General features: G+C 55.4%; 24 protein-coding genes. 12 read left to right on the plus strand and 12 right to left on the minus strand.

Annotation, left to right across the window (positions count from 1 at the left end):
* The first annotated feature begins 29 nt into the window (after positions 1-29).
* The gene (locus H7U06_RS05940; protein ID WP_217703442.1) at positions 30-1,445 is read left to right on the plus strand and encodes a DUF1254 domain-containing protein; all 1,416 of its coding nucleotides are present in this window, start codon (positions 30-32) and stop codon (positions 1,443-1,445) included.
* Between the two features lie 59 nt (positions 1,446-1,504).
* On the opposite strand, the gene map is transcribed toward H7U06_RS05940, so the two are convergent.
* The 4 genes from map to H7U06_RS05960 form a co-directional block, all read right to left on the minus strand.
* Positions 1,505-2,296, minus strand: coding sequence for a type I methionyl aminopeptidase (gene map / locus H7U06_RS05945; protein WP_217703443.1), 792 nt, complete (start codon positions 2,294-2,296; stop codon positions 1,505-1,507).
* Positions 2,296-2,523, minus strand: a complete 228-nt coding sequence (locus H7U06_RS05950) for a ParD-like family protein (protein WP_175625277.1) — start codon at positions 2,521-2,523, stop codon at positions 2,296-2,298. Before H7U06_RS05950 ends, map begins: the two co-directional genes overlap by 1 nt.
* 87 nt (positions 2,524-2,610) lie before the next feature.
* Positions 2,611-4,041 (minus strand): Cu(+)/Ag(+) sensor histidine kinase, encoded by a 1,431-nt coding sequence (locus H7U06_RS05955; RefSeq protein ID WP_254873145.1) that lies wholly within the window; start codon positions 4,039-4,041, stop codon positions 2,611-2,613.
* A gap of 1 nt (position 4,042) precedes the next feature.
* Positions 4,043-4,726 (minus strand): heavy metal response regulator transcription factor, encoded by a 684-nt coding sequence (locus tag H7U06_RS05960; RefSeq protein WP_175625279.1) that lies wholly within the window; start codon positions 4,724-4,726, stop codon positions 4,043-4,045.
* 204 nt (positions 4,727-4,930) lie between these two features.
* On the opposite strand from H7U06_RS05960, the gene H7U06_RS05965 reads away from it, so the two are divergent.
* The 4 genes from H7U06_RS05965 to copD are packed head-to-tail and all read left to right on the plus strand — an operon-like array spanning position 4,931 to position 9,184.
* On the plus strand, positions 4,931-6,817 hold the full coding sequence (locus tag H7U06_RS05965; RefSeq protein ID WP_175625280.1) for a copper resistance system multicopper oxidase: 1,887 nt from the start codon (positions 4,931-4,933) through the stop codon (positions 6,815-6,817).
* Positions 6,818-6,831: 14 nt separating this feature from the next.
* The gene (locus H7U06_RS05970) at positions 6,832-7,824 is read left to right on the plus strand and encodes a copper resistance protein B (RefSeq protein ID WP_370458617.1); all 993 of its coding nucleotides are present in this window, start codon (positions 6,832-6,834) and stop codon (positions 7,822-7,824) included.
* Between the two features lie 37 nt (positions 7,825-7,861).
* Complete coding sequence (gene copC / locus H7U06_RS05975) at positions 7,862-8,248, plus strand: copper homeostasis periplasmic binding protein CopC (protein WP_175625281.1); 387 nt, start codon at positions 7,862-7,864, stop codon at positions 8,246-8,248.
* 3 nt (positions 8,249-8,251) lie between these two features.
* Entirely contained in the window at positions 8,252-9,184 is a 933-nt protein-coding gene (gene copD, locus H7U06_RS05980; RefSeq protein WP_175625282.1) for a copper homeostasis membrane protein CopD, read from the plus strand.
* Between the two features lie 9 nt (positions 9,185-9,193).
* Here the strand turns inward: copD and H7U06_RS05985 are convergent, their stop codons facing one another.
* The gene (locus tag H7U06_RS05985; protein ID WP_175625283.1) at positions 9,194-10,489 is read right to left on the minus strand and encodes an NAD(P)/FAD-dependent oxidoreductase; all 1,296 of its coding nucleotides are present in this window, start codon (positions 10,487-10,489) and stop codon (positions 9,194-9,196) included.
* Between the two features lie 192 nt (positions 10,490-10,681).
* Between H7U06_RS05985 and H7U06_RS05990 the strand changes: the two genes are divergently transcribed.
* From H7U06_RS05990 to H7U06_RS06010, 5 genes are all read left to right on the plus strand, one after another.
* Positions 10,682-11,305, plus strand: a complete 624-nt coding sequence (locus H7U06_RS05990; protein WP_217703444.1) for a TetR/AcrR family transcriptional regulator — start codon at positions 10,682-10,684, stop codon at positions 11,303-11,305.
* A gap of 309 nt (positions 11,306-11,614) precedes the next feature.
* On the plus strand, positions 11,615-12,478 hold the full coding sequence (gene cysT / locus H7U06_RS05995; RefSeq protein ID WP_175625284.1) for a sulfate ABC transporter permease subunit CysT: 864 nt from the start codon (positions 11,615-11,617) through the stop codon (positions 12,476-12,478).
* 1 nt (position 12,479) lies between these two features.
* Positions 12,480-13,388 carry a sulfate ABC transporter permease subunit CysW gene (gene cysW / locus H7U06_RS06000; RefSeq protein ID WP_175625285.1) on the plus strand — a complete coding sequence of 303 codons (909 nt, stop codon included), beginning with the start codon at positions 12,480-12,482 and terminating at the stop codon, positions 13,386-13,388.
* Positions 13,385-14,452 carry a sulfate/molybdate ABC transporter ATP-binding protein gene (locus H7U06_RS06005; protein ID WP_175625286.1) on the plus strand — a complete coding sequence of 356 codons (1,068 nt, stop codon included), beginning with the start codon at positions 13,385-13,387 and terminating at the stop codon, positions 14,450-14,452. Before cysW ends, H7U06_RS06005 begins: the two co-directional genes overlap by 4 nt.
* A gap of 62 nt (positions 14,453-14,514) precedes the next feature.
* On the plus strand, positions 14,515-15,441 hold the full coding sequence (locus H7U06_RS06010) for a CysB family HTH-type transcriptional regulator (protein WP_175625287.1): 927 nt from the start codon (positions 14,515-14,517) through the stop codon (positions 15,439-15,441).
* 70 nt (positions 15,442-15,511) lie between these two features.
* Here the strand turns inward: H7U06_RS06010 and H7U06_RS06015 are convergent, their stop codons facing one another.
* The 7 genes from H7U06_RS06015 to H7U06_RS06045 form a co-directional block, all read right to left on the minus strand.
* Complete coding sequence (locus tag H7U06_RS06015; RefSeq protein ID WP_175625288.1) at positions 15,512-16,588, minus strand: M48 family metallopeptidase; 1,077 nt, start codon at positions 16,586-16,588, stop codon at positions 15,512-15,514.
* Positions 16,589-16,604: 16 nt separating this feature from the next.
* Positions 16,605-17,054: a dUTP diphosphatase gene (gene dut, locus H7U06_RS06020; protein WP_175625289.1), complete on the minus strand. Its 450-nt coding sequence runs from the start codon at positions 17,052-17,054 to the stop codon at positions 16,605-16,607.
* A 31-nt stretch (positions 17,055-17,085) separates the two neighbouring features.
* Entirely contained in the window at positions 17,086-18,279 is a 1,194-nt protein-coding gene (gene coaBC / locus H7U06_RS06025; protein WP_175625290.1) for a bifunctional phosphopantothenoylcysteine decarboxylase/phosphopantothenate--cysteine ligase CoaBC, read from the minus strand.
* A gap of 76 nt (positions 18,280-18,355) precedes the next feature.
* Positions 18,356-18,853, minus strand: a complete 498-nt coding sequence (lspA, locus tag H7U06_RS06030; RefSeq protein ID WP_175625291.1) for a signal peptidase II — start codon at positions 18,851-18,853, stop codon at positions 18,356-18,358.
* Positions 18,854-18,940: 87 nt separating this feature from the next.
* Positions 18,941-21,817 carry an isoleucine--tRNA ligase gene (gene ileS, locus H7U06_RS06035; protein WP_175625292.1) on the minus strand — a complete coding sequence of 959 codons (2,877 nt, stop codon included), beginning with the start codon at positions 21,815-21,817 and terminating at the stop codon, positions 18,941-18,943.
* Positions 21,818-21,875: 58 nt separating this feature from the next.
* Positions 21,876-22,856: a bifunctional riboflavin kinase/FAD synthetase gene (locus tag H7U06_RS06040; protein WP_175625293.1), complete on the minus strand. Its 981-nt coding sequence runs from the start codon at positions 22,854-22,856 to the stop codon at positions 21,876-21,878.
* A 140-nt stretch (positions 22,857-22,996) separates the two neighbouring features.
* A complete protein-coding gene (locus H7U06_RS06045; RefSeq protein ID WP_175625294.1) occupies positions 22,997-23,722 on the minus strand; it encodes a 16S rRNA (uracil(1498)-N(3))-methyltransferase in 726 nt (241 codons plus the stop codon).
* Between the two features lie 229 nt (positions 23,723-23,951).
* Here H7U06_RS06045 and tkt point away from each other — a divergent pair, with 229 nt between their 5' ends.
* Together tkt and H7U06_RS06055 are read left to right on the plus strand one after the other, a co-directional pair.
* Positions 23,952-25,946: a transketolase gene (gene tkt / locus H7U06_RS06050; protein WP_175625295.1), complete on the plus strand. Its 1,995-nt coding sequence runs from the start codon at positions 23,952-23,954 to the stop codon at positions 25,944-25,946.
* Positions 25,943-26,485 carry a GNAT family N-acetyltransferase gene (locus H7U06_RS06055; RefSeq protein ID WP_175625296.1) on the plus strand — a complete coding sequence of 181 codons (543 nt, stop codon included), beginning with the start codon at positions 25,943-25,945 and terminating at the stop codon, positions 26,483-26,485. The genes tkt and H7U06_RS06055 overlap by 4 nt, the downstream gene beginning before the upstream one ends.
* The last annotated feature ends 36 nt before the right edge of the window (positions 26,486-26,521 follow it).

Raw genomic sequence — 26,521 nt, forward strand, 5'->3', positions numbered from 1 at the left:
TTTGTACGCAAAGTAAAGGGAGCATCATCGTGAAAAAACTAGTCGCATTCCTGACCGCGCTATGTGCCATGTGCTCGACTTCGGCGTGGAGCGCAAACTCCCCGTCCGTGGAAAAAAAGGCCGACCTAGTCGAGCGAACGATCTACCGCCGGGCAGTAGAAGCTGTCATGTGGGGCATGCCTGCTGTGAATTACGAGCGCATGCTGCAGGCGGCGTCCGATAACGGTGCCAAGCTGAATCAGGTGGTCTATTGGTCGCGACCGGTGAATTGGAAAAACCAGACGCTGACGCCCAATCCGGACACGATCTACCTTAACCCTTTCTATGACACGAAGAACGGCCCGATAGTGGTGGAAATTCCACCGGCTGATGCCGGCCATGTGATCGTTGGCAGCTTCGATGTGGCGTGGCAGAACGCGCTGGCTGATGTCGGTCCGGCTGGTATGGATAAGGGCAAGGGTGCCAAGTATTTGATCACGCCACCGGGATACAAGGATAAAGCGCCGGATGGTTACATCGTGCTGCCATCCGAAACTTACCGTGGCTTCGTGATCCTGCGCTCCAACTTTAAGAGCCGCAGCGACGTCGACATCAAGTCTGCTGTCGATCACGGCAAGAGGGTGAAGGTTTATCCGCTGGGTGGCAATCCGGATGCGACGGTGTTTGTCGATGCTTATGACCAACCGTTTGACGCCACGATTCCTTACGATGCGAGTTTCTTTGAATTGCTCAACCGCTTCGTGCAGCAAGAGCCGTGGCTTACGCGCGACAAAGTCATGATAGATACATTGAAGACGCTGGGCATAGAAAAGGGCAAGCCCTTCAAGCCGGATGCAAAGACCAAGGCCATCTTGAGCAAGGCTGCGCAAGAGGCGCATGCTGTCATAGACGTGAAATACGAAGGTGGTTTTGTGCCGCCATTCTTTGAGCGGACGCACTGGTCGGTGCCTGTTCCACCAGAAACGCGCGATGGCCTGGGCAACAACTTCGCAGATCCTAATGAATACGGACTCGACGGTCGTGCGGTGATGTACCACATGGCTTACTTCAGCGCGAAAGTGCTAGGCGCAGGCCAGTTCTATCTCATCAATATCGTCGATCGTGCTGGCAAGCCCTTGCAGGGAAAAAATACCTATCGCCTCAGGGTTCCGCCTAACGCGCCTATCGAACAATACTGGTCGGTGACTGCCTATGATCGCGGGACGCACGCACTCATCAAAGGCGTGTCACGTCCTAGTCTTGCTTCGAATGACACGACAGTGCAAAAGAATGCAGACGGTTCGACCGATATTTACTTTGGTCCGACGGCACCTGCAGGCAAGCAATCCAATTGGGTGCCTACCGATGCTAAGCGACAGTTTGAGTTGTTATTCCGACTGTATGGGCCGAAGAAAGAATTTGCCGAGAAAACCTGGGTGTTGCCCGATGTCGAGCAGCTCAGGTAAAGAGCAATGATGCCGCTATCAATCCAGACCCGCACTGCCATGGCGGCAGTGCAAGTTGTTCAAGCGGAGATGGGTGAGTATACGCCGTAGCCGTCTGGCCACGGTGTCAGGACTTCAAATCCGGTTTCCGTCACAGCCACCATATGCTCCCATTGCGCCGACAGCGAGTGATCCTTGGTCACCACGGTCCAGCCATCTGCCAATTCCTTTGAATGGCGTTTGCCTGCATTAATCATTGGTTCTATCGTGAACACCATCCCGGGCTGTAACTTCACCCCCGCACCCGGCTGACCGTAGTGCAGTACCTGCAAGTCCTCGTGATAAATCCGGCCTATGCCATGTCCACAATATTCGCGCACGATGCTGAATCCTTCACGATGCGCGACCGATTGAATTGCATAGCCGATGTCACCTAATGTCCCACCGGGTTTGACTGCAAGTATCCCTGCGCGCATGGCTTCATAAGTCGTTTCGACCAGGCGCTTCGCGATTATGCTGGGTTGGCCTACGTAATACATGCGGCTGGTATCGCCATGCCAGCCATCCTTGGTCAAGGCCACATCGATATTAATGATGTCGCCGTCCTTCAATACTTTATCGGAAGGTATGCCGTGGCAGATCACGTGGTTGACCGACGTGCATATCGTTTTTGGGAAGCCGTGATAACCGATGTTGATAGGCACCGCATGCAGCACATCAACGATGTAATCGTGGCATAGCTTATCCAGCTGATTGGTGGTGACGCCGGGTTTGACGTGTTGGCCTATCATGCGCAGGACGTCTGCCGCCAGGCCACCGGAAATGCGCAGCATCGCAATGTCGGCTGCGCTTTTGATTTCAACTTTAGGCATCAGCTTTTTTCCAGTGAGAGGTTGATGTCACGACTGGATGCTCCCGCTTGCTGCTCGGCCTCTATCAATTTTTGACAGATCTCGTTGTAGCAAAGACCTGGATTCAATTCTGCAATCATGCCTACGCGCAGCCAGTGTTCGGCTTGCGAATTGATGGAGCGACTCATCGCGCCGCTGGTCAGGCGCAAATTGGTATGCATTTCTTCGGTGATTTTGACGATGCCCATGATATTGGTGTTTATATAAAGTATGTATAAAACGTATATGAAACGTATGCTATCATGGGCCGCGATAAAGTGACAGCTGTCACCGCATTAAGTCTTTTGGATATGCGGCAAGCTGAGCTCAAACTTAATCCGCGTCTGCTCCGAAGTCGCCTGCACCGTCCCACCATGCGCTTCGGCTATGGACTTGACGATAGCCAGACCCAGCCCGGCACCCGATGTTTTACGCTTGCGCGAAGGATCGGTGCGGAAGAAGCGATCAAACAGTTTCGGCAAGTCTTCCTTGACGATCTGTTCGCCCGGGTTCTCTACGCTTACTGTGGTCTTTTGTTTGTCTTGCGACAAACGCACGATGACGGTGGAACCGGGGGCAGAATACTGGATGGCGTTGGAGATGAGGTTGCTGAGTGCGCGCAGCATCATTTCGCGGTCGCCCTGTACAGGCATCGCATGTCCTTCCAGTTTGAGCGTGATGCTGGCTTCTTCGGCCAGCGCTTCAAAGTAGTCGAACAAGTCCTGGATCATGGCTGCGATCGAGATTTCCGACAGATGCAGATTGTGCGGATCGTTCTCGGTCTGTGCCAGGAATAGCATGTCGCTGATCATGCGGCTCATGCGTTCGAATTCTTCCAGGTTGGAATACAGGATTTCGCGGTATTCGGTTGATGAGCGGCTTTGACTGAGTGCGACTTCGGTTTGCATGACGAGGTTGGTGACGGGGGTGCGCAGCTCGTGGGCGATGTCGGCGGAGAAGTTGGCCAGTTTCGCAAAACCATCTTCTATGCGTCCCAGCATATCGTTGAACGATGCCGCGAGTTCTTCCAGCTCGATCGGGACTTCAGTCGGATCGAGCCGCACATCCAGGCGTGACGAACGGATGGCGCGGATATCGCGCGACACCTTGCGGATCGGCCTATGGCCCCATTGCACCGCGCACCAGGCGACGATGAGTGCGATGACGGAGACGATTAGCGTGGCCCACCATAAGATGGTCTTGAACATCGTCAGGAATTCCAGATGGAAGTCGATGTCCATCGCGATCGCGACGATGAACGGGGTGCCGCCAGGTGTCGCTTCAGGTCCGACTTCCAGCGCTGCGCCGCGATACGATCTGCCATTGTCTTTCCAGATGACGACGTCCTCGTCGTTGATGGCAGAATCGAATTTGTCGCGCTTGAGCAAGCGGCTCAGGTCTGCACCATGACCGATGTAGACCGGGCTGCCTGACTTGGTGTACACGCTATAGGCCACGCCGTGACGGCCGATGGCGATGGCGGCAAGCTGTTTTGCCATAGCGGAATCCTTGCCTTCCTGATGCGGCACTTCGTTCAGGGTCTTGACCACGGCTCCGGCGACCGCTTGCAGTTCGGTGGTGTCCTGCTCGGCGAAGTGCATTTCCAGTGAACGCACGATCACCCAGTTGAAAGCCATGAACACCAGCGTGGTGGTGATGCCGACCAATATGGTGACCCGCAGCGCGAGTGAAGCGGGGCGGCGTTTCTCGGCGCTGGTACCAGTCATATCAGTTCTCATCCGGAATATCTAAGGTGTAGCCCATGCCGCGCACGGTATGGATGAGCTTGGGCTCATACGGTTCGTCCATCTTGGCACGCAGGCGGCGTATCGCAACGTCGATGACATTGGTGTTGCTATCGAAATTCATATCCCAGATTTGCGACGCGATGAGCGAGCGCGGCAGTACTTCACCACGACGCCGTGCCAGCAGTTCCAACAAGGCAAACTCTTTATTCGTCAACACGATGCGCTGGCCCATGCGCGTGGCCTTGCGGCGTGCGAGGTCGAGCACCAGGTCGGCGATCTGCAACTGGTCTGATTGGGCGGGGACATTCCTGCGGCGTAACAGGGTTCTGACATGTGCCAGCAATTCAGAAAAGGCAAACGGTTTGATCAGGTAGCTGTCCGCCCCCAGCTCCAACCCTTTGACGCGGTCGTCGACGCTGCCACGTGCGGTCAGGAACAGTACCGGCACCTGGTGTCCGGCATCGCGCAGTGATTTGACGATATGCCAACCATCCACATCGGGCAGCATTACATCCAGCAGTACCAGGTCGTAGGACTCGTTCATGGCCATGTGATGACCGTCGAGGCCATTGCGTGCCACATCAACCACGAACCCGGCTTCCCGCAGGCCTTGCCGGATGTAGTCCGCAGTCTTGTTCTCGTCTTCCACGACCAATATTTTCATTGCTTCCTCTGTTGGTAGTCCGGCTAAGCCGACGCACAGGCGTATTTTTACACGTCAAACCGGCTACTTGATGGAATCCGGCATGAAGATGACATCAACATTACAGGAATGTAATGAAGTGGTAATTTCCCTGACAGTCGTTGCCCCCTAGGATAGCTACCATCGCGTTTTTGATCCGCCGTTTGATTTATTGAGGAATTACACATGTCACGTCGATTACCCATCATCCTTCCTTCTGCCGGCTTGAGCCGCAGACGGTTTGTCCAGGGCCTGGCTGCGGGCGGGGTGCTGGCCAGCCTGTCGGTACCGGTCCTGAGTGCCGTCGCACGGGGGGAGCAGGTGAGTCGCGGCGCAGCGCCGGTACTGCGTGGCAATGAATTTGACCTGGTAGTGGAAGAGTTACCAGTCAATTTCACCGGCAAGCCGGGTCTGGCGGCCACCATCAATGGTTCATTACCCGCACCCACACTGCGCTGGCGCGAAGGCGAGACCGTCACCATACGGGTGCACAATAAGCTGAAAGAAAGCACCTCTATACACTGGCACGGCATTATCCTGCCGTATCAAATGGATGGCGTGCCGGGCATCAGCTTTGCCGGTATCCCGGCCGGCACCACTTTCACTTATCGCTTCAAGGTCCAGCAAAGCGGCACTTACTGGTATCACTCGCACTCCGGTATGCAGGAACTGACTGGCATGTATGGCGCCATCATCATCGATCCGGCAGGTCCCGAGACCATACGCGCCGACCGCGATCATGTCGTGCTGCTGTCCGACTGGACCGATGAAGATCCTATGCGTGTCTTCGCCAAACTGAAGTCGCAGGGCGATTACTACAACTACAACCAGCCTACCGTGATCGACTTCTTCCGCGATGCCGCACGTGATGGATTTGGTGCAGCCTTTGACAAACGCAAGATGTGGAACGAGATGCGCATGAGTCCGACTGACCTGGCGGACCTGTCTTCGAAGACTCTCACTTACCTCACCAATGGCATCACACCCGCCGGTAACTGGACCGGCTTGTTCCGTCCGGGCGAACGCGTGCGTCTGCGCATGATCAACGGCACAGGTAATACTTTCTACGACGTGCGCATACCCGGCCTGAAGTTAAAGGTAGTGCATGTCGATGGTCTAGATGTTGAGCCGGTGACGGTAGATGAATTCCGCTTCGGTCCCGGTGAAACCATAGACGTCCTGGTGGAACCCAAGGACGAGGCTTACACCCTGTTTGCGCAATCGATGGACAGAACCGGATTTGCGCGCGGCACGCTGGCAGTACGCGAAGATCTGCAAGCTCCCGTTCCTGCATTGGACAAGGCTGAATGGCTGACCATGCGCGACATGATGGGGGACATGCAGCATGGCTCGGGCGGTCATGGCGGCATGAATCACGGTGGCATGGCAGGTATGGACCATAGCGGCATGGCTGGCATGGGCGGCATGAACATGGATCACAGTGCGATGTCCGGCATGGATGATGGCGGCATGATGAGCATGGATGGCATGAGCATGATGGATGGCGACTCCAAGTCAGCCAAGTCCGGACTGGCAGTGCCGTCCAAGACCGCGCGGCACGCACGCACCGAGTATGGTTCGAGTACTGATATGCGCGTCGATATGGCGCGTACCAATCTGGATGATCCGGGCATAGGCTTGCGTAACAATGGTCGTCGCGTGTTGACACTGGCTGACTTGCGCACGCCATCAGGACCGATAGATAAACGCGAACCCGGGCGCGAAGTTGAGCTGCACCTGACTGGCAATATGGAGCGCTACAGCTGGTCGATAGACGGGCTGGAATTCGGTAGTTCTACACCCATCCATTTTCGTTATGACGAACGTCTGCGCGTCATCCTGCATAACGACACCATGATGACGCATCCCATGCATTTGCACGGTATGTGGAGCGACCTGGAAAGTCCCGACGGTGAATTCCTCGTACGTCGCCACACCTTGCCGGTACAACCGGCACAGCGCATCAGCTTTTTGGTGACGGCCGATGCGCTCGGACGCTGGGCCTGGCATTGCCACCTGATGTTCCACATGGACGCGGGCATGTTCCGCGAGGTCGTGGTGTCTGAGAAATGATGGGGAAGCAAATGATATTGAAAGCAAAAAATCTGCAGGTCGTAGCGCTGGTCTGCGCGTCCTTCGCCAGTGTCGCCGCATATGCGCAGAGCACAGACCCGCACGCAGGACATGGCGCAATGCAAATGGATGCTGCTGATCCACATGCTGGTCACGATATGAAAGCAAAGCCGGCAGCGGCCGATCCGCATGCAGGCCACGACATGTCAGGTGGTGCTGCACCCGAGCCTGCGATGGATCACGGCGCTATGCAAATGCAGGGTGGTTCGGCTCCGGCAGATGCGCGTGATCCGCACGCCTATTCCAATGGCATCAAGCTGGGCGACGGCGATTACATGGTGCCTGGTGTTGATCGTCTGATGCTGGCAGACGAACATACATTTGCATCCCTACGCGGTGAGCAACTGGAGCGCAGATTTAACGACGGTGGCAATGACGCGACCGCATACAGCTTGCAAGGCTGGTACGGCACCACTTACAACCGTTTTGTCATCAAGGCCGAAGGCGATGCGGAAAAACGTCGGATCCAGGAATCACGCACCGAGTTGCTGTGGAGCCGTGCAATTGCATCGTACTGGGATGTGCAGGCGGGTGTGCGTCTGGACTCCAGTCGCGAAGGCCCGGATCGTCAATGGGCTGCGTTTGGTATCCAGGGGCTGGCACCGTACTGGTTTGAAGTGGACGCCACGGCCTATATCGGTAGCGGTGGACGTACCGCACTGCGAGTTGAAGCCAGCTACGAGCTCCTGATCACGCAAAAACTGATACTCGAACCCAAAGTAGAACTGCAAGCATTTGGCAAACGCGATCCGGCACTCAGGTTGGGCAGCGGCCTGGCCGAAGCATCCGCAGGTTTGCGTCTGCGCTATGAATTCACACGTCAGTTTGCACCTTACATCGGCGTTGAACGTGCCGGCAGCTTTGGCGAAACTGCAGACTTCGTACGTGCTGAAGGCGGCAAGCCAGTCAAAACACGCTTTGTTGCCGGTTTGCGTTTCTGGTTTTAAGTCTGGCTTCATTAATTATTAAAAGAAAGGAATACTCATGTCTTTCTCCCGTCTCTCTAGCAAAATTACTTTCGCTGCAGCAGCGATGTTTTTTGCGGCATCGGCCTTTGCGCATCCGGAACTGGTGTCGTCCACTCCGGCTGACAAGTCCGAAGGTGCAGCGCCTGCAACTATCGAATTGAAGTTCAGTGAAACGCTGAACAAGAAGTTCTCCGGTGCCACACTCACCATGACTGAAATGCCGGGCATGGCGGATCACGGTGCGATGAAGATAAGCGCCGGTGTAGCAGGTGGCAGCGATGACAAGACTATGGTGATCACACCAGCTAAGCCTTTGGTCGCTGGTACTTATCGCGTCGACTGGCGCGCAGTCTCTGCCGACACGCATCCGATCAAAGGCAGCATCTCCTTCCAGGTGAAATAAGCCATGGCTGACGACGGACTCAATATCGCATTGCGATTTGGTCTCTACGTCAGCATGGCGGCGCTGTTTGGTATTGCCGTATTCGGACTGTATGCGCTAAGGCTAACAGTCAAGTTCGCTTACTTTGACAGGCAGTACGCCATCTTCACAGCGGCCGCCGCTGTGCTCAGCCTGATGCTGTCGGTCGCGTCCATGCTGGTAATGGCCAAGGCGATGTCGGGTGCCGAGAGTTACGGAGAGTTGTCCATGCATATAGTCGGTATGGTCATCACTGGTACCAATATGGGGTTGGCATGGATGCTGCGCATGGTGGCCTTGCTTGCATGTGTCATCGTGGTGGCGAGGTCCGGGACGCGATTCCGTTATGGTTTGCTGGCAGTATTATCGGCACTCGCGCTGGCGACACTGGCCTGGTCAGGTCATGCTGCAATGAATGAAGGCGTGCAAGGCTGGATCCATCTGGTTTCAGATATCGCGCATTTGTTCGCTGCTGGTGCCTGGGTCGGCGCGCTGTTTTCTTTTGTGATACTGGCGCTGATGAATCCCGGATTACATCCCGATGCGCCCGCAGTGCTGAGCAAGACGGCAAACGGATTTGCCCGTTTCGGCACCGTGATCGTGGTGACCTTGATGAGCACAGGTATCGCCAATTATCTATTGATCATAGGGCCATCGATCAAAGGTTTGATCACCACGCAGTACGGCATGTTGCTGTCTGTGAAGCTGGCACTCTTCATAGGCATGCTGGCACTCGCGACGGCGAATCGCTTCTTCCTCGGGCCACGTGTGGAGCAGGCGATGCAAGCGGGCAATCAGGACGAAGCTGTCAGCTTGTTGCGCAGAAGCCTGCTGACGGAGACCGCGCTGGTGGTGCTGGTGATCGCCTGTGTAGCGTGGCTGGGAGTGTTGTCTCCTACGCAGCTACGTCCTGTTTAACTTGGGGTATTAGTCCAGTCGGATGGAAGGACGTACTTTTTTATTCAGCTGGTCGACCATCCACAGCAGACTCCCGCGCCAGAATCCATGCAAATTGGATTGATGGCTACGGTACAGCATCGCGTGGCTCAATTGCGCAATCTTGCCGCGTATAAAACCGTTCTTGAAAAGACCAAACTGGCCGAGGGAAGCATAGGCGTCGTATTCGCCCAGCGCGACCAATGCGCCGAGATTACGGTAACGGAAGTCGGGGAATTTTTGTTCGTTCAGTATCTTGCTGAAATGGCGGATCAGATAAACGGCCTGCTGGTGCGCCACTTGTGCGGTTGGCGGTAGCGCCCGCGTTGCACCCGGCAGCGTCAGGCTGGCGCAATCACCCACCGCGTAGATGGAATCATCCAGCGTGGTTTGCAAACGATTGTTGACGATCAACTGATTGTTGCGATTGCACTCCAGTCCGTCCAGCTGGCTCATTACTTCAGCCGCCTTGACGCCCGCTGCCCATACCAACATGGCCGCAGGTATGAAGTTGCCGTCAGCCGTGTTCAGGCCGTCGGCGGATGCAGACTGCACACGTGTATTGGTCAGTACCTTGATGCCCAGTGCTTCCAGCTTTTCCCTGACGGCTTGCGAAATCGATTCCGGGAAGGCATCCAGCAAGCGCGGGCCGCTTTGTATCAAAGTGATATGGATTTTTGATCCGAGGCCGACGGCGCCGTAGCTCTCTGCAATTTCAGCCAGTTGAGTCAACTCCGCCGCCAGCTCAACCCCGGTCGCACCACCACCGACGATGGCGATCGATAGCTCCTGATCCAGACCCAGGCACTGGAACATACGCAGGCGCACTTCGCGATTAAAGGCATCGGCCTGTACTCTGGAGTCGATCATGTAGCAATGTTCCTGCACGCCGGGCGTGCCGAAATCATTGGCCTGGCTGCCAACTGCCAGTATCAGTTTGTCATAGGGAAGCGTGCGTTCCGGGATGAGCAAACGTCCGTCCGGCGCGTAGAGCGCAGCGATGGATATCTGTTTGCTGGCGCGATCCAGGCCGTTCAGCTCGCCCGGTTGATAGGCAAAGCCGCAATCCCTGGCTTGAGCAGCGTAGGTGGTTTGTTGTTGTGAGATGTCGCGCGTACCTGCTGCAATCGTATGCAGCATGGGTTTCCAGATGTGTGCTGAATCGCGATCAAGTACGCTGATCAGCGGGGAGTTTGCATGGCCGGATTTAAACTTTCGACCTAATGAACTCGCGATTTCCAGACCGGCGATGCCGCCGCCGACCACTACTATGTTTGCTTGCTTCAAGTTGCTCTCCTGCGCTACACCCGGTCACTGCTACCTTTTTTGCCTATTCCTACAACATGGCGTGCGGGTGGAATTCGCAACAGCGGCTGAAAAATAGTGTGGGTAACAGAAGGAAAGCGGGTGAAATTGAGTAAAATATTTGCATTCAGTGCAAATATTATTGCACTGAGTGCAGAATTGCAAGGAGCCCTGGTGAATACGAATATGCAAATTGATACGTCGGCAACGCTCGGATTACGCGAACAGAAGCGGCGCGACACCTATCTACGCATAGTTGATGCGGGTATGCGCTTGTTTGTCGAGCATGGCTATCACGCGACGACACTGGATGCGATCGCGGTAGCGGCCGGAATTTCACGCCGTACTTTCTTTTCTTATTTCGCGGGCAAGGAAGATCTGCTGGTCGCCTGGCACCGGGGCTGCTGGTCACCGTTGCTGGAAGATATCGCTGTCGCGTCGCGGGATGAGATTCCATTCCAGCTCATACGCAGGGTATTCAACGACCATCTTTCCAGGCATGCGAACGATGAAATCGTCGCGATGGAAGAATTGATGCACATTACCGAGAAGTTACGGATGAGTTTCCATGCATCGTTTATAGAGTGGGAGCGCGCACTGCTTCAGACCCTGATCATGGTGTGGCCAGAACCCGAGCGTCGTAGCGAGTTGCGCATGGTGGCAACGCTATGGGTGGCTACCTTCCGATCCGCGATGGAGGAGTGGCAAGCCAATTCCCGGCATGTGCATCTGGCGCAGCATCTCGAAGAAGCTTGTCAGTTGTGTGAGCAGATACTGGTGAGTATGAAGAAGTCATAGTGCAGCATTTGGTGTGATATCACCGCGAGGCTTAATAAGGAAAGGGCGATCAATGATCGCCCTTTTTTATTTGTGTATGTCGCGACCATTGGCCTCGGCCATGCGTTGCCTTATATGCAATATTTTTTAAGTGCATGATTACAAGCACTAATTTCTGAAATCGGATGGGGCCAACTCGTTCTTATTAATAGTGAACGCTGATTTCTATATACGTTTTTCTTCTAACAAAATGCAAAAAGATTCGTTTTCTTTATAACGTCTAAGTGTAATTATTGCAGCCTGTTAGCCATATTTGTAATAAGAGAGCATATGTCAGCCGTCCTTGCCCTTCCTGTCAGGAAACAAACCGCGTCCAGGGTTTTACCCGGATTCAATTTGTCGCTTGGCTTCACGATCTTTTATCTCAGCCTGATCGTCCTGATACCGCTGTCGGCCGTGTTCCTGAAAACATTCACGATGACGTGGGATGCATTCGTGACTGCGGTGACTTCGGATCGCGTGGTGGCTTCTTATAAGTTGAGTTTTGGCGCATCGCTGATAGGTGCGTTCCTGAATGCCGTATTCGGCGGCATCGTGGCCTGGGTGCTGGTGCGTTACAAATTCCCTGGCAAGAAGATTATTGATGCGATGGTCGATCTGCCATTCGCATTGCCGACTGCGGTTGCCGGTATCGCACTGACCGCTTTGTATTCGCCGAATGGCTGGATCGGTCGCTATCTGGAAGCGATCGGCATCAAGGTTGCGTTCACCCCGCTGGGTGTGATCATCGCGCTGACGTTTATTGGTTTGCCTTTCGTGGTGCGTACCGTGCAGCCTATCTTGGAAGACGCGGAACGTGAGCTGGAAGAAGCTGCAGCCAGCCTGGGTGCGAGCAATTGGCAGACGTTTACCAAAGTGATTTTCCCGACTGTGTTGCCAGCCTTGCTGACCGGTTTTGCGCTGGCGTTTGCACGTGCAACCGGCGAATACGGTTCCGTTATTTTCATCGCCGGCAATATGCCTATGGTGTCGGAAATCACACCGCTGTTTATTGTGACCAAGCTGGAGCAGTACGACTATGCAGGTGCGACCGCGATTGCGGTGGTGATGCTGACAGCTTCGTTCGTGATGTTGTTGGCGATTAATTTATTGCAAGCCTGGACCCGCAAGCGTGGTCAGGCGGAGAAGGTTTGATATGTCCGCTATAGCTCCTCCAGCCAGTGCTGTATTCCCGGCTGCGACCGCACGTGCACCGCGCGTGCCAGCCGCGACGCTGGAACCGGTCTGGGTACGCACCATACTGATTATTGTTGCGCTGGCTTTCCTGACGCTGTTCCTGTTTGTGCCGCTGGCGTCGGTATTTGCCGAAGCATTGAAAAAAGGCTGGGACGCCTATATCGCCGCCATCCTGGATGAAGATGCAGTATCGGCGATCAAGCTGACCTTGCTGACCGCTGCGATTGCGGTGCCGCTGAACCTGGTGTTTGGTGTGGCTGCTTCGTGGTGTATCGCCAAGTTTGATTTCCGTGGCAAGAGCATTTTGCTGACTTTGATCGATTTGCCGTTTTCGGTTTCACCTGTTATCTCCGGCCTGATTTATGTGCTGTTGTTCGGCGCACAGGGTTGGTTCGGTGGCTGGTTGCAGGAACACAATATCAAGATCCTGTTTGCGGTGCCTGGCATCGTACTGGCGACGGTATTCGTGACTTTTCCGTTTGTGGCACGCGAATTGATCCCACTGATGCAGTCGCAGGGCAGCGAAGAGGAAGAAGCGGCGCTGGTATTGGGTGCTTCGGGCTGGAAAACCTTCTGGCATGTGACCCTGCCTAATATTAAATGGGGTCTGTTATATGGCGTGATTTTGTGTAATGCCCGGGCGATGGGTGAGTTTGGTGCGGTTTCGGTGGTGTCCGGTCATATCCGCGGCCAGACGAATACGATTCCTTTGCAGGTCGAGATTCTGTATAACGAATACCAATTTTCGGCGGCATTCGCGGTAGCATCGTTGCTGGCAATGTTGGCACTGGTTACACTGGCGCTCAAATCATTCATCGAATGGCGTTTAAGAGATACACACGAACAGTTTCAGGAGCAGGGATCATGAGCATCGAAGTCAAGAATATTCAAAAGCAATTTGGCAATTTTGTCGCACTTAATAATGTGTCACTGGACTTTCCGGCCGGCGAACTGACCGCGCTGCTGGGACCTTCCGGCTGCGGCAAAACCACCTTGTTGCGCATCATTGCCGGTCTGGAACAACCGGATCACGGCCAGGTGCTGCTGGATGGCGAAGATGCTTCGGCGCGCCACGTGCGTGAACGCCAGGTCGGCTTCGTGTTCCAGCATTACGCATTGTTCAAGCACATGACCGTGTTTGAAAACATCGCTTTCGGTTTGCGTGTACGTCCATCGGCGACCCGTCCGTCGGAATCGCAGATCAAGGAAAAAGTCACCAAATTGCTGGAACTGGTGCAACTGGACTGGCTGGCTGACCGTTATCCGCCGCAATTGTCCGGTGGCCAGCGTCAGCGTATTGCGCTGGCACGTGCACTGGCAGTTGAGCCACGCGTATTGCTGCTGGACGAACCATTCGGTGCGCTGGATGCAAAAGTCCGCAAGGAATTGCGTCGCTGGCTGCGTCGCCTGCATGACGACCTGCATGTCACCAGTATTTTCGTGACCCATGATCAGGAAGAAGCGCTGGAAGTTGCGGATCAGATCGTGTTGATGAACAAGGGCAATGTCGAGCAGATCGGTGCGCCTAAGGATGTGTACAACAACCCGGCTTCGCCTTTCGTCTACGGCTTCCTCGGTAACGTCAACCTGTTTCACGGTCGTGTGCATGAAGGCATTTTGCAATCGTCGGGTATCGCATTCGATGCACCTGAACATGCAGAAACCCAGGATTCCAAAGGCATCGGCTATGTCCGTCCGCATGACCTGGAAGTGGATCGCTACACGACTGGCGCAGAAGGCATCGTGGTGCAATTGCGCCGTGCCCATGCGATCGGCCCGCTGGCCCAGCTGGAACTGGAGCGCGACGACAACGGTGAATTGATAGAAGCGGTGATCTCGAATGAGCGCTTCGGTCATTTGAAATTGAAAGAGGGCGAAACACTGATTGTTCGTCCTAAACGTTTGCAAGTGTTCGTTGACGAATCGGTATAAGCGATAAACGCTGACCGTTAGTCACCGAGCTATTGCGCAAGTATAGATAGAGGTGCCTGGATATGAATTTTCAACAACTACGATCGATCCGCGAAACCGCACGTTGCGGTTACAACCTGACGGAGGTGGCGAATGTGCTGTTCACATCGCAACCTGGCGTCAGCCGCCAGATTCGCGAGTTGGAGGAAGAGCTGGGCGTCGACATCTTTGAACGCAATGGCAAACGCCTGACCGGCCTGACCGATCCCGGCCGCGGCATCCTGCAAATCATCGATCGCCTGTTGTTGGAAGCAGAAAACCTGCAACGTGCGAGCCAGGAATACGCAGGGCAGGAAATCGGCACACTGGCAGTGGCGACTACCCACACGCAGGCACGCTACATGCTGCCGAAGGTGGTGCAGGTATTCCGTAAAGAATTCCCGAAAGTACGGATCGCCCTGCAACAAAGCACGCCTGAACATATTGCCGAATGGGTATTGTCCGGCAAGGCAGACATCGGTATTGCAACCGAGGGTTTGAGCCAGTTTGAAGATTTGGTGTCTTTCCCGTGCTACCGCTGGCATCACTCGGTGGTGGTGCCGGATGGTCATCCATTGCTGGACAAGAAACTGATCACGCTGGCTGATCTGGCGCAGTATTCATTGATTACCTATGACCTTGGTTTTACCGGTCGTGGTCATATCGATGACGCGTTCAAGCAGGCGGATATCACCACCGATATCGTGCTGACCGCAATGGACTCGGACGTTATTCAGCAATACGTGCTGCTGAACCTGGGTGTTGGTATCGTCGCTTCGATGGCACTGCAACAGAATGGCAGCAACGGTCTGAAGGTGATCGATGCGTCGCATCTGTTTGCGCAGAACGTGACACGTCTGGCGGTGCGTCGTGGTGCTTATCTGCGCCAGTACACGTATGACTTCATCCAGCAATTTGCGCCGGAGCTGACACGTGCGGATATCGATGAGGCGATGAAGATACATTCCTGATCGTGTTAAGCCAGGCCAAATAAAAAGGAGCGCATTGCGCTCCTTTTTTATTTCAGGTGCTATCTATTGATCACGGCACCAGGTTTTGTTTCGCTGCCTGCTTGGCTTTGATTTCGCTGACTGTCTTGTCGATCACGGTGATGCGATACGCAGTCGCTGGATGGATCGCGGTGTAGCTATTGGTGACGCTGGCTGGGTACTGTGTTGCCAGGCGTTGCCAGAAGCTGCTGACGCCATCGATGCTGTAGCCGCCACGTACCAGCATGTAGAGCGCGAGGCGATCCGCTGCTGCATCGGTTTCTTGCGGTACCGCCTTGATGCCGCCGCTGCCACCGAGTGGACCTGCATCCGGTGTGATGCGGATCATGTTGTCGATGACGCCGCCTACAGTCGCGCTCATTCTTTGCTGTGCCGGATGACCAAGTGCGTTGTGTGCCAGTTCTTTCGCCAGTACATACGCAACTTCATTGTCATTGCGTGCGAAGTTCAACATACCGCGCGTGACCAGTACACGTCGACCATCGGCGTAGGCACTGACGTTGTCGGTATTGCCCAGTTCGATGCCGAAGCCGCAGGCGCGGGTCAGCGGTACGGTGACGGCGACGTTGCTGCCGTTACGGATCAGGCCGAGTTTGACGTTGGAAACCGAGTTGACCAATGGGCCGAGCACCGCAGCGGCCTGGCGCTCTGCATTCGGTCCTTGTGGCATAGGTTTGTCTTGCACTGTCGCCAGGATGTCGCCACGTTTGACACCGGCACGAGCTGCGCCGCTGTTGTTCAGGACGCCGGTGACTTGCAGGCGTTCATCGAAGCCCAGCGATTGCGCTGCTTCTACATAATCTTCCGAGAACGAATATTTGGTCTTGGCGCTGAAGCCGATCAGGTTGCGCGCATTGCCCTTGCACAATGGCGCATTGTTGACCAGCAGCGGTGCTGCCAGGCGGTACAAGCGATCCTGTTGTGCGGTGACGCTGCGCAAGGCTTGTTTTTGCGCTGATTCGGTAACCGGCGCTGGAGCGACGGTGCCGGGGCGGGCGCTGGGAGTATCGAGCGAGACAGTGCTGCAACCGGCCAGCAATAAAGCGATAGGGAATAAGGCGGTGGTGGCTTTCGTTTTACGTAGTACGGGTTGCAGCAGGGCATGCATAAAAATTCTCCTAGATTCAGTGTTTCCCGGTGCTGCCGAAGCCGCCAATACCGCGTTCGCTTGTATCAAATTCTTCAACTACATTGAAGCCGACTTGCAGGACCGGAACGATGACCAATTGCGCCAGGCGTTCCATAGGGTTGAGTGTGAATTCTGTCTGACCGCGATTCCATGTCGACACCATCAATTGGCCCTGGTAATCGGAGTCGATCAGGCCCACCAAGTTCCCAAGGACGATGCCATGTTTATGGCCCATGCCACTGCGTGGCAGGATCATCGCGGCGTAACCCGGATCAGCCAGGTGGATCGCGAGGCCGGTTGGTACCAGATGGGTTTCGCCCGGTTTGATGACGATAGGTGCATCGAGGCAAGCACGTAAATCCAGGCCGGCACTGCCAGGAGTGGCGTAGGCAGGCAGTTGTTCTTTCATGCGCGGATCAAGGATTTTTACTTCGATAGTCTTCATGGGCTAAAGGAGGGTTGGATAGTGATTCGGATTAGGGCAGGCGCTGTGCAATTTCATGCACCAGCTGACGCGCCAGTTTTTGCTTGTCGGCCAACGGCAAGGCGGTATGGCCTTTATTGTCGAACAGTACCAGTTCATTCTGGTCCTGGCCGAAAGTCTGGTGGCCGATGTTGCCTACCAGCAGCGGGATATTCTTTTTCTTGCGTTTGGCTTCGCCGTACTCAAGCAGGTTTTCCGACTCAGCGGCAAAACCGACGCAGTACGGTGCCTTGGGCAGTGCCGCGACGGCAGCGAGGATGTCGGTGTTTTGTTCAAACGCGAGTGACGGTGCATCACCGGCCGCATTTTTTTTCAGTTTCTGTGCGCTGACATTTGCCACGCGCCAGTCGGCAACTGCAGCGACGGCGATGAAGACATGTTGCGTGCTGATGCGCGACATGACGACATCATGCATTTGCTGCGCGGTCTGTACGTTGATGCGGTGCACGCCGTACGGTGTGGCCAGTGCAGTCGGGCCGGACACCAGTGTGACGTCGGCGCCGGCTTCGCGTGCAGCGCGTGCAATCGCATAGCCCATCTTGCCGGACGAGAGATTGGTGATGCCGCGTACCGGGTCTATCGGTTCAAAGGTCGGGCCAGCTGTGATCAGTATGCTTTTGCCTACCAGCAGATTGGGCTGGAAGGTGGCGATGATTTCTTCGAGTAATTGCTCCGGTTCCAGCATGCGTCCCATGCCGGTTTCGCCGCAAGCCTGTTCGCCGGCGTCGGGGCCGAGTACCGCGATGCGGTCCGCTTTCAGTTGCGCGACATTGCGGCGGGTTGCCGGGTTTTGCCACATCTCGACATTCATTGCCGGTGCCACCAGCAGCGGCAGGGTGTCAGGACGGGCGACGCATAACGTGGAGAGCAGGTCATCGCAGGCGCCATGCGCGAGCTTGAAGATGAAGTCAGCGGAGCAGGGCGCGATTACGATAGCGTCGGCATCGCGCGTCAGGTCGATGTGCGGCATGTTGTTGGAAACGCGCGCATCCCATTGGTCGGTGACGACCGGATGACCGGACAGTGCCTGCATCGTGACTGGCGTGATGAAGTGGGTGGCGGCATCAGTCATGACGACTTGTACTTGCGCGCCAGCTTTGCCAAGCGCACGTGTCAGTTCCGCTGCTTTATAGCAGGCGACGCCACCAGTTAATCCCAGTACGATTTTTTTACCGGCAAGATCCATGAAGGACTCCTGAAAGATGTGCGGGCTAGTGTATCAGCTTACGGTTGTGAATCTGTAGATACGCTGGAGATACTGGCTACTTTCCGACACGCCTTAATTCATCGTAGATAAACAATATTGCGCCTATGCAAATCGCGCTGTCGGCGATGTTGAAAGCAGGCCAGTGCCAGCCACCGACATGGACGTCGAGGAAGTCGATGACGTGGCCGTACAGCACGCGGTCTATGACATTGCCTACCGCGCCGCCAAGTATGAGCGCCAGCGCCCAGCAAAACAGGCGTTGACCAGCGTGTTTTTTCAGCAGGTAGATGATGAAGATGGCTGCGCCTATCCCCATGATGGTAAAGAAGTAGCGCTGCCAGCCGGTCTCCGACGCGAGGAAGCTGAACGCTGCGCCCTTGTTATAGACCAGTACCAGGTTGAAGAATGAAGTCACCGCGTGCGATTCGCCGTAGACGAAGAGGCGGGGGATCGTGATTTTGGTGGTTTGATCGAGCAGGATCAGGATGGCGGCGATGCCTAGCCATGGAACCATGCTGCTGGAGGATGAAAAATATCGTTTGTTAGAAGCCATCGCTATCTTTGCCCGTAAATGTCATGGAAATCACTCCGGCCGGAGCCGGAGCGAAGTGTGGCGCAATGATGCCGTGTTACGCAAGTCTTATGCAAAACGACGTGCTTCGCCTTTGCCGAACAAATTGGCGACGCAGCGGCCGCACAGACCTTCGTGTTCTGCATGGCTGCCGACGTCGGCGCGATAGTGCCAGCAACGTTCGCACTTCTGCGCTGCCGATGGTGTGACTGCTACGCTTTCTTCCTCTGCCGTGGCGACCTTGCTGACGCTGGCTTGCGAAGTGATGAGCACGAATTTCAGATCATCCTCAAGGCTGGCCAGTGCATCGAACTTGTCGCCGCTGGCTTGCAATGCCACTTCTGCCTGCAGCGAAGAACCGATGCTGCCTGCCACGCGTACTTCTTCCAGTTGCTTGGTGACGTTGTTGCGCACTTCGCGCAGCAACGCATACTTGCTCAGCAAGGCTGCGCCGTCTGCCACTTCCGGCAATTGATAGAAGGTGTGCGTGAAGATGGTGCCGTCGGTATTCATCTCCGGGCTGGCAAATACTGCCCATGCTTCTTCTGCAGTGAAGGACAACATCGGTGCCATCAGGCGCAACAGGGAGTGCGTCAGGTGCCAGATCGCGCTTTGTGCGGAACGACGTGCATGTGAAGTCACGCCGCTGGTGTAGAGACGATCTTTCAGGATGTCGAGGTAGAAGCCGCCCAGGTCTTCCGAGCAGTACATCTGCAATTTCGATACGACCGGGTGGAATTCATAGACCTGGTAATGCGCCTGGATTTCCGCTTGCAGCGCGTTCATCTGCGCTATCGCATAGCGATCGATTTCCAGCATGTCGGCGACCGGTACCAGATCTTTCGCTGCATCGAAGTCCGAAGTATTCGACAACAGGAAGCGCACCGTGTTGCGGATACGGCGATAGCTTTCGGTCACGCGCTTGAGGATTTCATCCGAGATCGACAGTTCACCGGAGTAATCGGTAGATGCGATCCACAGGCGCAGGATGTCGGCACCCAGCGTGTCCGAGATCTTTTGCGGTGCCAGCGTATTGCCGAGCGACTTCGACATTTTCTTGCCTTCGCCATCGACGGTGAAGCCGTGTGTCAGCAATGCCTTGTAGGGTGCGCGACCATTCATCATCGACGAGGTCAGCAGCGACGAATGGAACCAGCCGCGATGCTGATCCGAACCTTCGAGGTAGAGATCAGCCGGGAATGCGAGCTCTTCCTTGTGCGAACCGCGCAATACAGTCTGATGGGTGCAGCCCGAATCGAACCAGACGTCCAGTGTGTCTTTATTCTTCAGGTACATATCTGCATCGGCACCGAGCAATTCTTTCGTGTCCAGTGTCAGCCATGCTTCTATACCGTCTTTTTCCACGCGTTGTGCGATCTGTTCCAGCAACTCGGGTGTGCGTGGATGCAGGTCGCCGGTTTCCTTGTGCACAAAGAACGCCATCGGTACGCCCCACTGGCGTTGGCGTGACAGTGTCCAGTCCGGACGATTCGCGATCATGCCGTGCAGGCGGGCTTTGCCCCAGCTCGGGAAGAATTCGGTTTCTTCGATGGCTTGCAATGCGGTTTCACGCAGGGTTGCGCCTTGGTTCTTCGGCATCACATCCATCCCGGCAAACCACTGCGACGTAGCGCGGTAGATGATAGGTGTCTTATGACGCCAGCAATGCATATAGCTGTGGTCAAACATTACCAGCTTGAACAGCGAGCCGACTTCATCCAGCTTGGCGCAGATCGGTTTCGATGCTTCCCAAATGGTCAGGCCGCCGAACAAAGGCAACCACGATGCGTATTTGCCGTCGCCCATGACCGGCGCGATGATTTCATCATCGCGCATGCCGTGCGATTTGCAGGAAATAAAATCTTCGATACCGTAGGCTGGTGCCGAGTGCACGATGCCGGTACCGCTGTCAGCAGTGACATAGGTGCCGGTGTAGATCGGCGACAAACGGTTGTAGCCCGGATCGACATCTGCAAACGGATGCTTGAACTTGATCATGGCCAGCGCTTCACCGACGCAGGTTGCGATGACAGTACCGCTCAGGCCATAGCGTTGCAGCGTGGCTTCGACCAGGTCAGCGGCGAGGATCACGAGGATGGTTTCGCCATTGCGTTCGGTTTGTACCAGCGCGTAGGTGAATTCAGGATGGACGTTGAGCGCCTGGTTGGCCGGGATGGTCCACGGGGTGGTGGTCCAGATGATGGCGTAACCTTTGTCGGTCGGCAGCTTGGTCAGCCCGAATGCTTTCGCTACCTTTTCCGGTTCAGCAAACGGGAAGCCGACGTCGATCGCCGGATCGCGCTTGTCCTGGTATTCAACTTCCGCTTCAGCCAGTGCTGAGCCGCAATCGAAACACCAATTGACTGGTTTCAGTCCGCGATAGACATAACCTTTTTCCATCAGATTGCCGAGTGCGCGCAACTCATCGGCTTCGTTGCCGAAGTCCATGGTTTTGTATGGCTTGTCCCATTGACCCAGTACGCCGAGACGGATGAAGTCTTTCTTTTGGCGTTCGACTTGTTCATTCGCGTAAGTGCGCGCCTTGGACAAGACTTCTGCGGTTGGCAAGTTTTTGCCGAATTGCTTTTCGATCTGGATTTCGATCGGCATGCCGTGGCAATCCCAGCCTGGTACATACGGTGCGTCAAAGCCAGCGAACTGGCGCGTCTTGACGATCATGTCTTTCAGGATCTTGTTGACGGCGTGTCCGAGGTGGATGTCGCCATTCGCATACGGTGGGCCGTCATGCAGGATGAATTTCGGGCGGCCTTTGGAAGCCTTGCGGATTTTTTCGTAAACCTTTTGTTCTTGCCATTGCTTGACCCACTGCGGTTCGCGTTTGGCGAGGTCACCGCGCATAGGGAATGGTGTGTCGGTCATATTGACCGGGTATTTACTTTGCGGCTTTGCTGCTGGCTTGCCAGGTTTGTTTTGATTGTCGGACATAATATTTTTTCGAGGATGATCGGTGTAACAACGGTCGTGATACTTCAGCGGGCCATCGTCAAATTCGGTCGGTCGCGGAAGTGGCCGCGTCGGTCAGTTGCTTGAAATAGGCACGTGCTTCCACGGCGTCGCGGTTGATCGCGGCGGTCAGCGTAGGCAGGTCTATGTATTTCTCTTCGTCGCGCAGCTTCTTGAGGAATTCCACGCGGATCAGGCGGCCATAGCATTGTTGCGAGTAATCGAACAAATGCGTCTCCAGCAGCACGCGGCCGCTATCGTCTACCGTCGGGCGTACGCCTATGCTGGCCACGCCGGGCAAAGGATGGTCATCGAGGCCATGCACTTGCACTATATATATACCGGACACGGCCGGGTGTTTGTGCGCGACGCGTACATTCAGTGTCGGGAAACCTATGGTGCGACCCAGCTTCTTGCCATGGATGACATGGCCGGACATCGCATACGGATGGCCGAGCAATTCTTCGGCACGGGCAAAGTCGCCTTGCAGCAAAGCCTCACGCACCGCCGATGAAGAGATACGGGTGCCGGCGCTGCTGGTCACGGTAGGCTGCGATTCGACGTGGAAGCCGTATTGCTTGCCCGCCTCGATCAGCGTCGCGACATTGCCTGCGCGTTTGGCGCCGTAGCAAAAGTCATCGCCGACGATCAGCCATTTGACGTGCAAGCCCTGCACCAGGATTTTTTCGACGAACTCTTGCGGCGACAACGAAGCGAAGTGCGCATTGAAATGTTCGACGATGACGCGGTCGACCCCGGCTTTTGCCAACGACTGTAATTTGTCGCGCAGGGAGGCGATGCGGGTAGGGGCCTTGGATGGATCACCGGCACGCGCGGCAAAGAATTCACGCGGATGTGGCTCGAAAGTCATCACGGCTGATTCCAGCCCCATTTTCGACGCGACTTCGCGCAGGCGTCCCAGCAGGGCCTGATGCCCGCGATGCACGCCGTCGAAATTGCCGATCGCCAGCGCGCAGGGCGCACGGGATGCAGCATTGGGAAGTCCGCGAAATACCTTCATGTAATGAGTGAGTGAAACTGTCGCAAAACCTTGAATTATAAATGCTTTCGTCAGGTTTCCCTGCGACTAAGATGGCAGAAGGGGACAAACCGGCCTGTGATTAGCTGATTTTCCGCATAAGGGGCTGGCGGAAATGCCTGTTACATCTCGCCCCAGACCGCATTCAGGGCGGCCAGCGCCGACAATCCGGCGGTTTCGGTGCGCAGTACACGCGGCCCCATCGCCAGCATTAATACGCCCTGCGCCAGCGCCAGGTCTTCTTCCTTCTCGGTAAAGCCACCTTCCGGGCCTATCATGATCGCCACCGATTGCGGCGGGTGATGGCGCGCCCAGTCAGACAGCGACTGCTCGGCACGCGGACTGAGCAGGATGCGCTTATGTAAATCCTGCTGCTGTATCCACTGATTGAAATCGACCGGCTCTGCCAGTGCCGCCAGGCGATTACGCCCGCTTTGTTCGGAGGCGGCGACGATGACACCTTGCCAATGCTGCATCTTTTTGGCGGCGCGTTCGGCCGACAGCCGCACCACGCAACGTTGTGCGGCCAGCGGCTGGATCGCATGGACGCCGAGTTCGACCGCTTTTTCGATGATCCAGTCCATTTTGGATGCTTCCGGCAGTGCCTGTGCCACGGTCACTGCGTAGGGCAGCTCGACTTCACGTGGCTCAAACAGTTTGATTTCAGCTGTCACCCGCTTCTTTTCTATGGTGGTGATGGTCGCGGTGTATTCGCCGCCTTCGCCATTAAACAGGGTGATATGGTCGCCGCTACTGAGGCGCACCACCTGGATATGGTGGGCGACATGCTCGGGCAGGGTGATTACCGCGCCGATGGCGAGCGGCTGCGGGCAATAAAAACGAGGCATCTGTGATCCGTTGCTTGTCTTTTCGACATGGTTTTGCGACACAATTGGGCATCGCAATGTTTAATTTAGGTGAAACTTCGGCCAAAGGCCGGAATTCGATTTTAGTCTGAGCGCGCCACTCTGGTAAAATATGCGGCTTCGCAGCAATAGGTTTTTTATTTGCTGGTGCACCAGTATTTTGTTCTGGGTTTGATTCTATTCCATTCGACTCGCCATCTACACAAATCACATGACTTCCACGCTCCCGACTACCAAAATGGCCAACGCAATCCGTGCGCTGGCAATGGATGCAGTACAAAAGGCCAATTCCGGTCATCCCGGTATGCCTATGGGGATGGCAGATATTGCCGTCGCTTTGTGGGCGAATCATTATTCGCACAATCCGGCCAACCCTAAATGGGTCAACCGCGATCGCTTTGTGTTGTCGAACGGTCATGGCTCGATGTTGCACTACGCTTTGTTGCACCTGACCGGTTACGACCTGTCTATGGATGAAATCCGCAACTTCCGTCAATTGCACTCGAAAACCCCGGGCCACCCTGAAGTTGACATCACCCCAGGTATCGAAACCACCACCGGTCCATTGGGCCAGGGCATCACTAACGCCGTTGGTATGGCATTGGCAGAAAAACTGCTTGCGGCTGAATTCAATCGCCCGGGTTTTGATGTTGTTAACCACCACACCTATGTTTTCCTCGGCGACGGTTGCCTGATGGAAGGCATTTCGCACGAAGCATGCTCGCTGGCTGGCACCTTGCGCTTGTCCAAGCTGATCGCTTTGTATGACGACAACGGCATCTCGATCGACGGCCACGTAGAAGGCTGGTTCACCGACGATACCCCTAAACGCTTTGAATCCTACGGCTGGAACGTGATCCGTGCAGTGGACGGTCATGACGTTAATGCAGTCGATGCAGCGATCAAGCAAGCCAAAGCATCTGACAAACCAACCCTGATCTGCTGCCGTACCGTGATCGGTAAAGGTTCGCCGAACATGGAAGGCACGCACAATGTGCACGGCGCGGCGCTGGGCGACAAGGAAATCGCAGCAACCCGCGAAGCAATGGGCTGGACCTATGCACCATTCGACGTGCCTGCTGATGTCTACGCAGCATGGGACGCGAAAGAAAAAGGCCAGGCACTGGAGTCCAACTGGGATACCTTGCTGAAATCGTATAGCGAAAAATTCCCGCAAGAAGCCGCCGAACTGGCACGCCGGATGGCTGGCGAATTGCCGGGCGACCTGAACAAGGCGGTTGATGCATACATCGCTGCATGCGTAGAGAAAAAAGAAACCATCGCGACTCGTAAAGCGAGTCAAAACGCGATCCAGGCACTGGCACCGGTATTACCGGAATTCCTCGGCGGTTCGGCTGACCTGACCGGTTCCAACCTGACCAACTGGAAAGAATGCGTGGCAGTCCGCGCTGACCAGGCTGGTAACCACATCAACTACGGTGTGCGTGAATTCGGCATGAGCGCAATCATGAACGGTATTGCCTTGCACGGCGGCTATATCCCGTTCGGCGCAACCTTCCTGACTTTTTCTGATTACAGCCGTAACGCATTGCGCATGGCGGCATTGATGAAGCTGCGTTCTATTTTCGTATTCACACACGATTCGATCGGCCTGGGCGAAGACGGTCCTACCCATCAATCGATAGAACACGTTTCCAGCCTGCGCCTGATTCCTAACCTGGACAACTGGCGTCCATGCGACACCGTTGAATCCGCGGTGGCATGGGAACAAGCTGTTAAACGCAAAGATGGTCCAAGCACACTGATCTTCTCGCGTCAAAACCTGCCGTTCCAGGAACGCACAGCAGAACAAATCGCCGACATCAAACGCGGTGGTTACGTCTTGCGTGATGCACCGAACGCAAAAGCCATCCTGATCGCAACCGGTTCCGAAATCGAACTGGCGACCAAGTCGGCAGACGAGTTGGCCAAGCACGGCGTGGCAGTACGTATCGTCTCGATGCCATCGACCGACGTCTTTGATCGCCAGGATGCAGCATACAAGGCCAGCGTCCTGACCAAAGGCGTGCCACGCGTCGCGATCGAAGCTGGCGTCACCAGCTTCTGGTACAAATATGTAGGCCTCGAAGGTGGCGTCATCGGTATCGATACCTTTGGCGAATCGGCTCCGGCTGGCGTGCTGTTCAAGCACTTCGGCTTCACCGTCGAGAACGTCATCGCTGCAGTCAAAAAGACACTGGCGTGACCGAGATCACTTTCCGCCGCGCGACGGCTAACGATGCCGAGGCCATAGCGGCCTTGCGTGTAGAAAGCTGGCGCACGACTTATCGTGGCGTGATGCCGGATGCCTATCTGGATAGCATGCGCGCGGAAGAAAGTACGGCCATGTGGTCGCAGGTATTGCAGGCCGACTTGCCGACGATTTCGATCTTCGTGGCGGAAGCCGAAACCGAGCTGGTGGGTTTTGCTGCCGGTATGTTCCTGATGCCGGAGAAGTTTGATATGAATGCCGAACTGACGGCCATTTATCTCAAACCTATCGCGCAGCGTGGTGGCGTCGGCCGTCGTTTGCTGTCTTTGATTGCTGAAGCCTTGCAAAAGCAGGGCGCGCACAGCCTGCTGGTATGGGTAATCGCCGGTAATCAGGGCGCGCGTCAGTTCTACCAGCAACTGGGCGCTGAACTATTGGTCGAACAACCGTTCACATGGGACGGGCTGGATTTGATGGAAGCCGGTTACGGCTGGCGTGACTTGCCTGCATTGCAGCAGGCGTGCGCTATATAAGTACTGAATATTTTTGTTTGCTGTTGAATTTTTCTG

This window comes from Herminiimonas sp. Marseille-P9896 (assembly GCF_903993245.1).
In the GTDB taxonomy this organism is placed as follows: domain Bacteria; phylum Pseudomonadota; class Gammaproteobacteria; order Burkholderiales; family Burkholderiaceae_D; genus Oxalicibacterium; species Oxalicibacterium contaminans.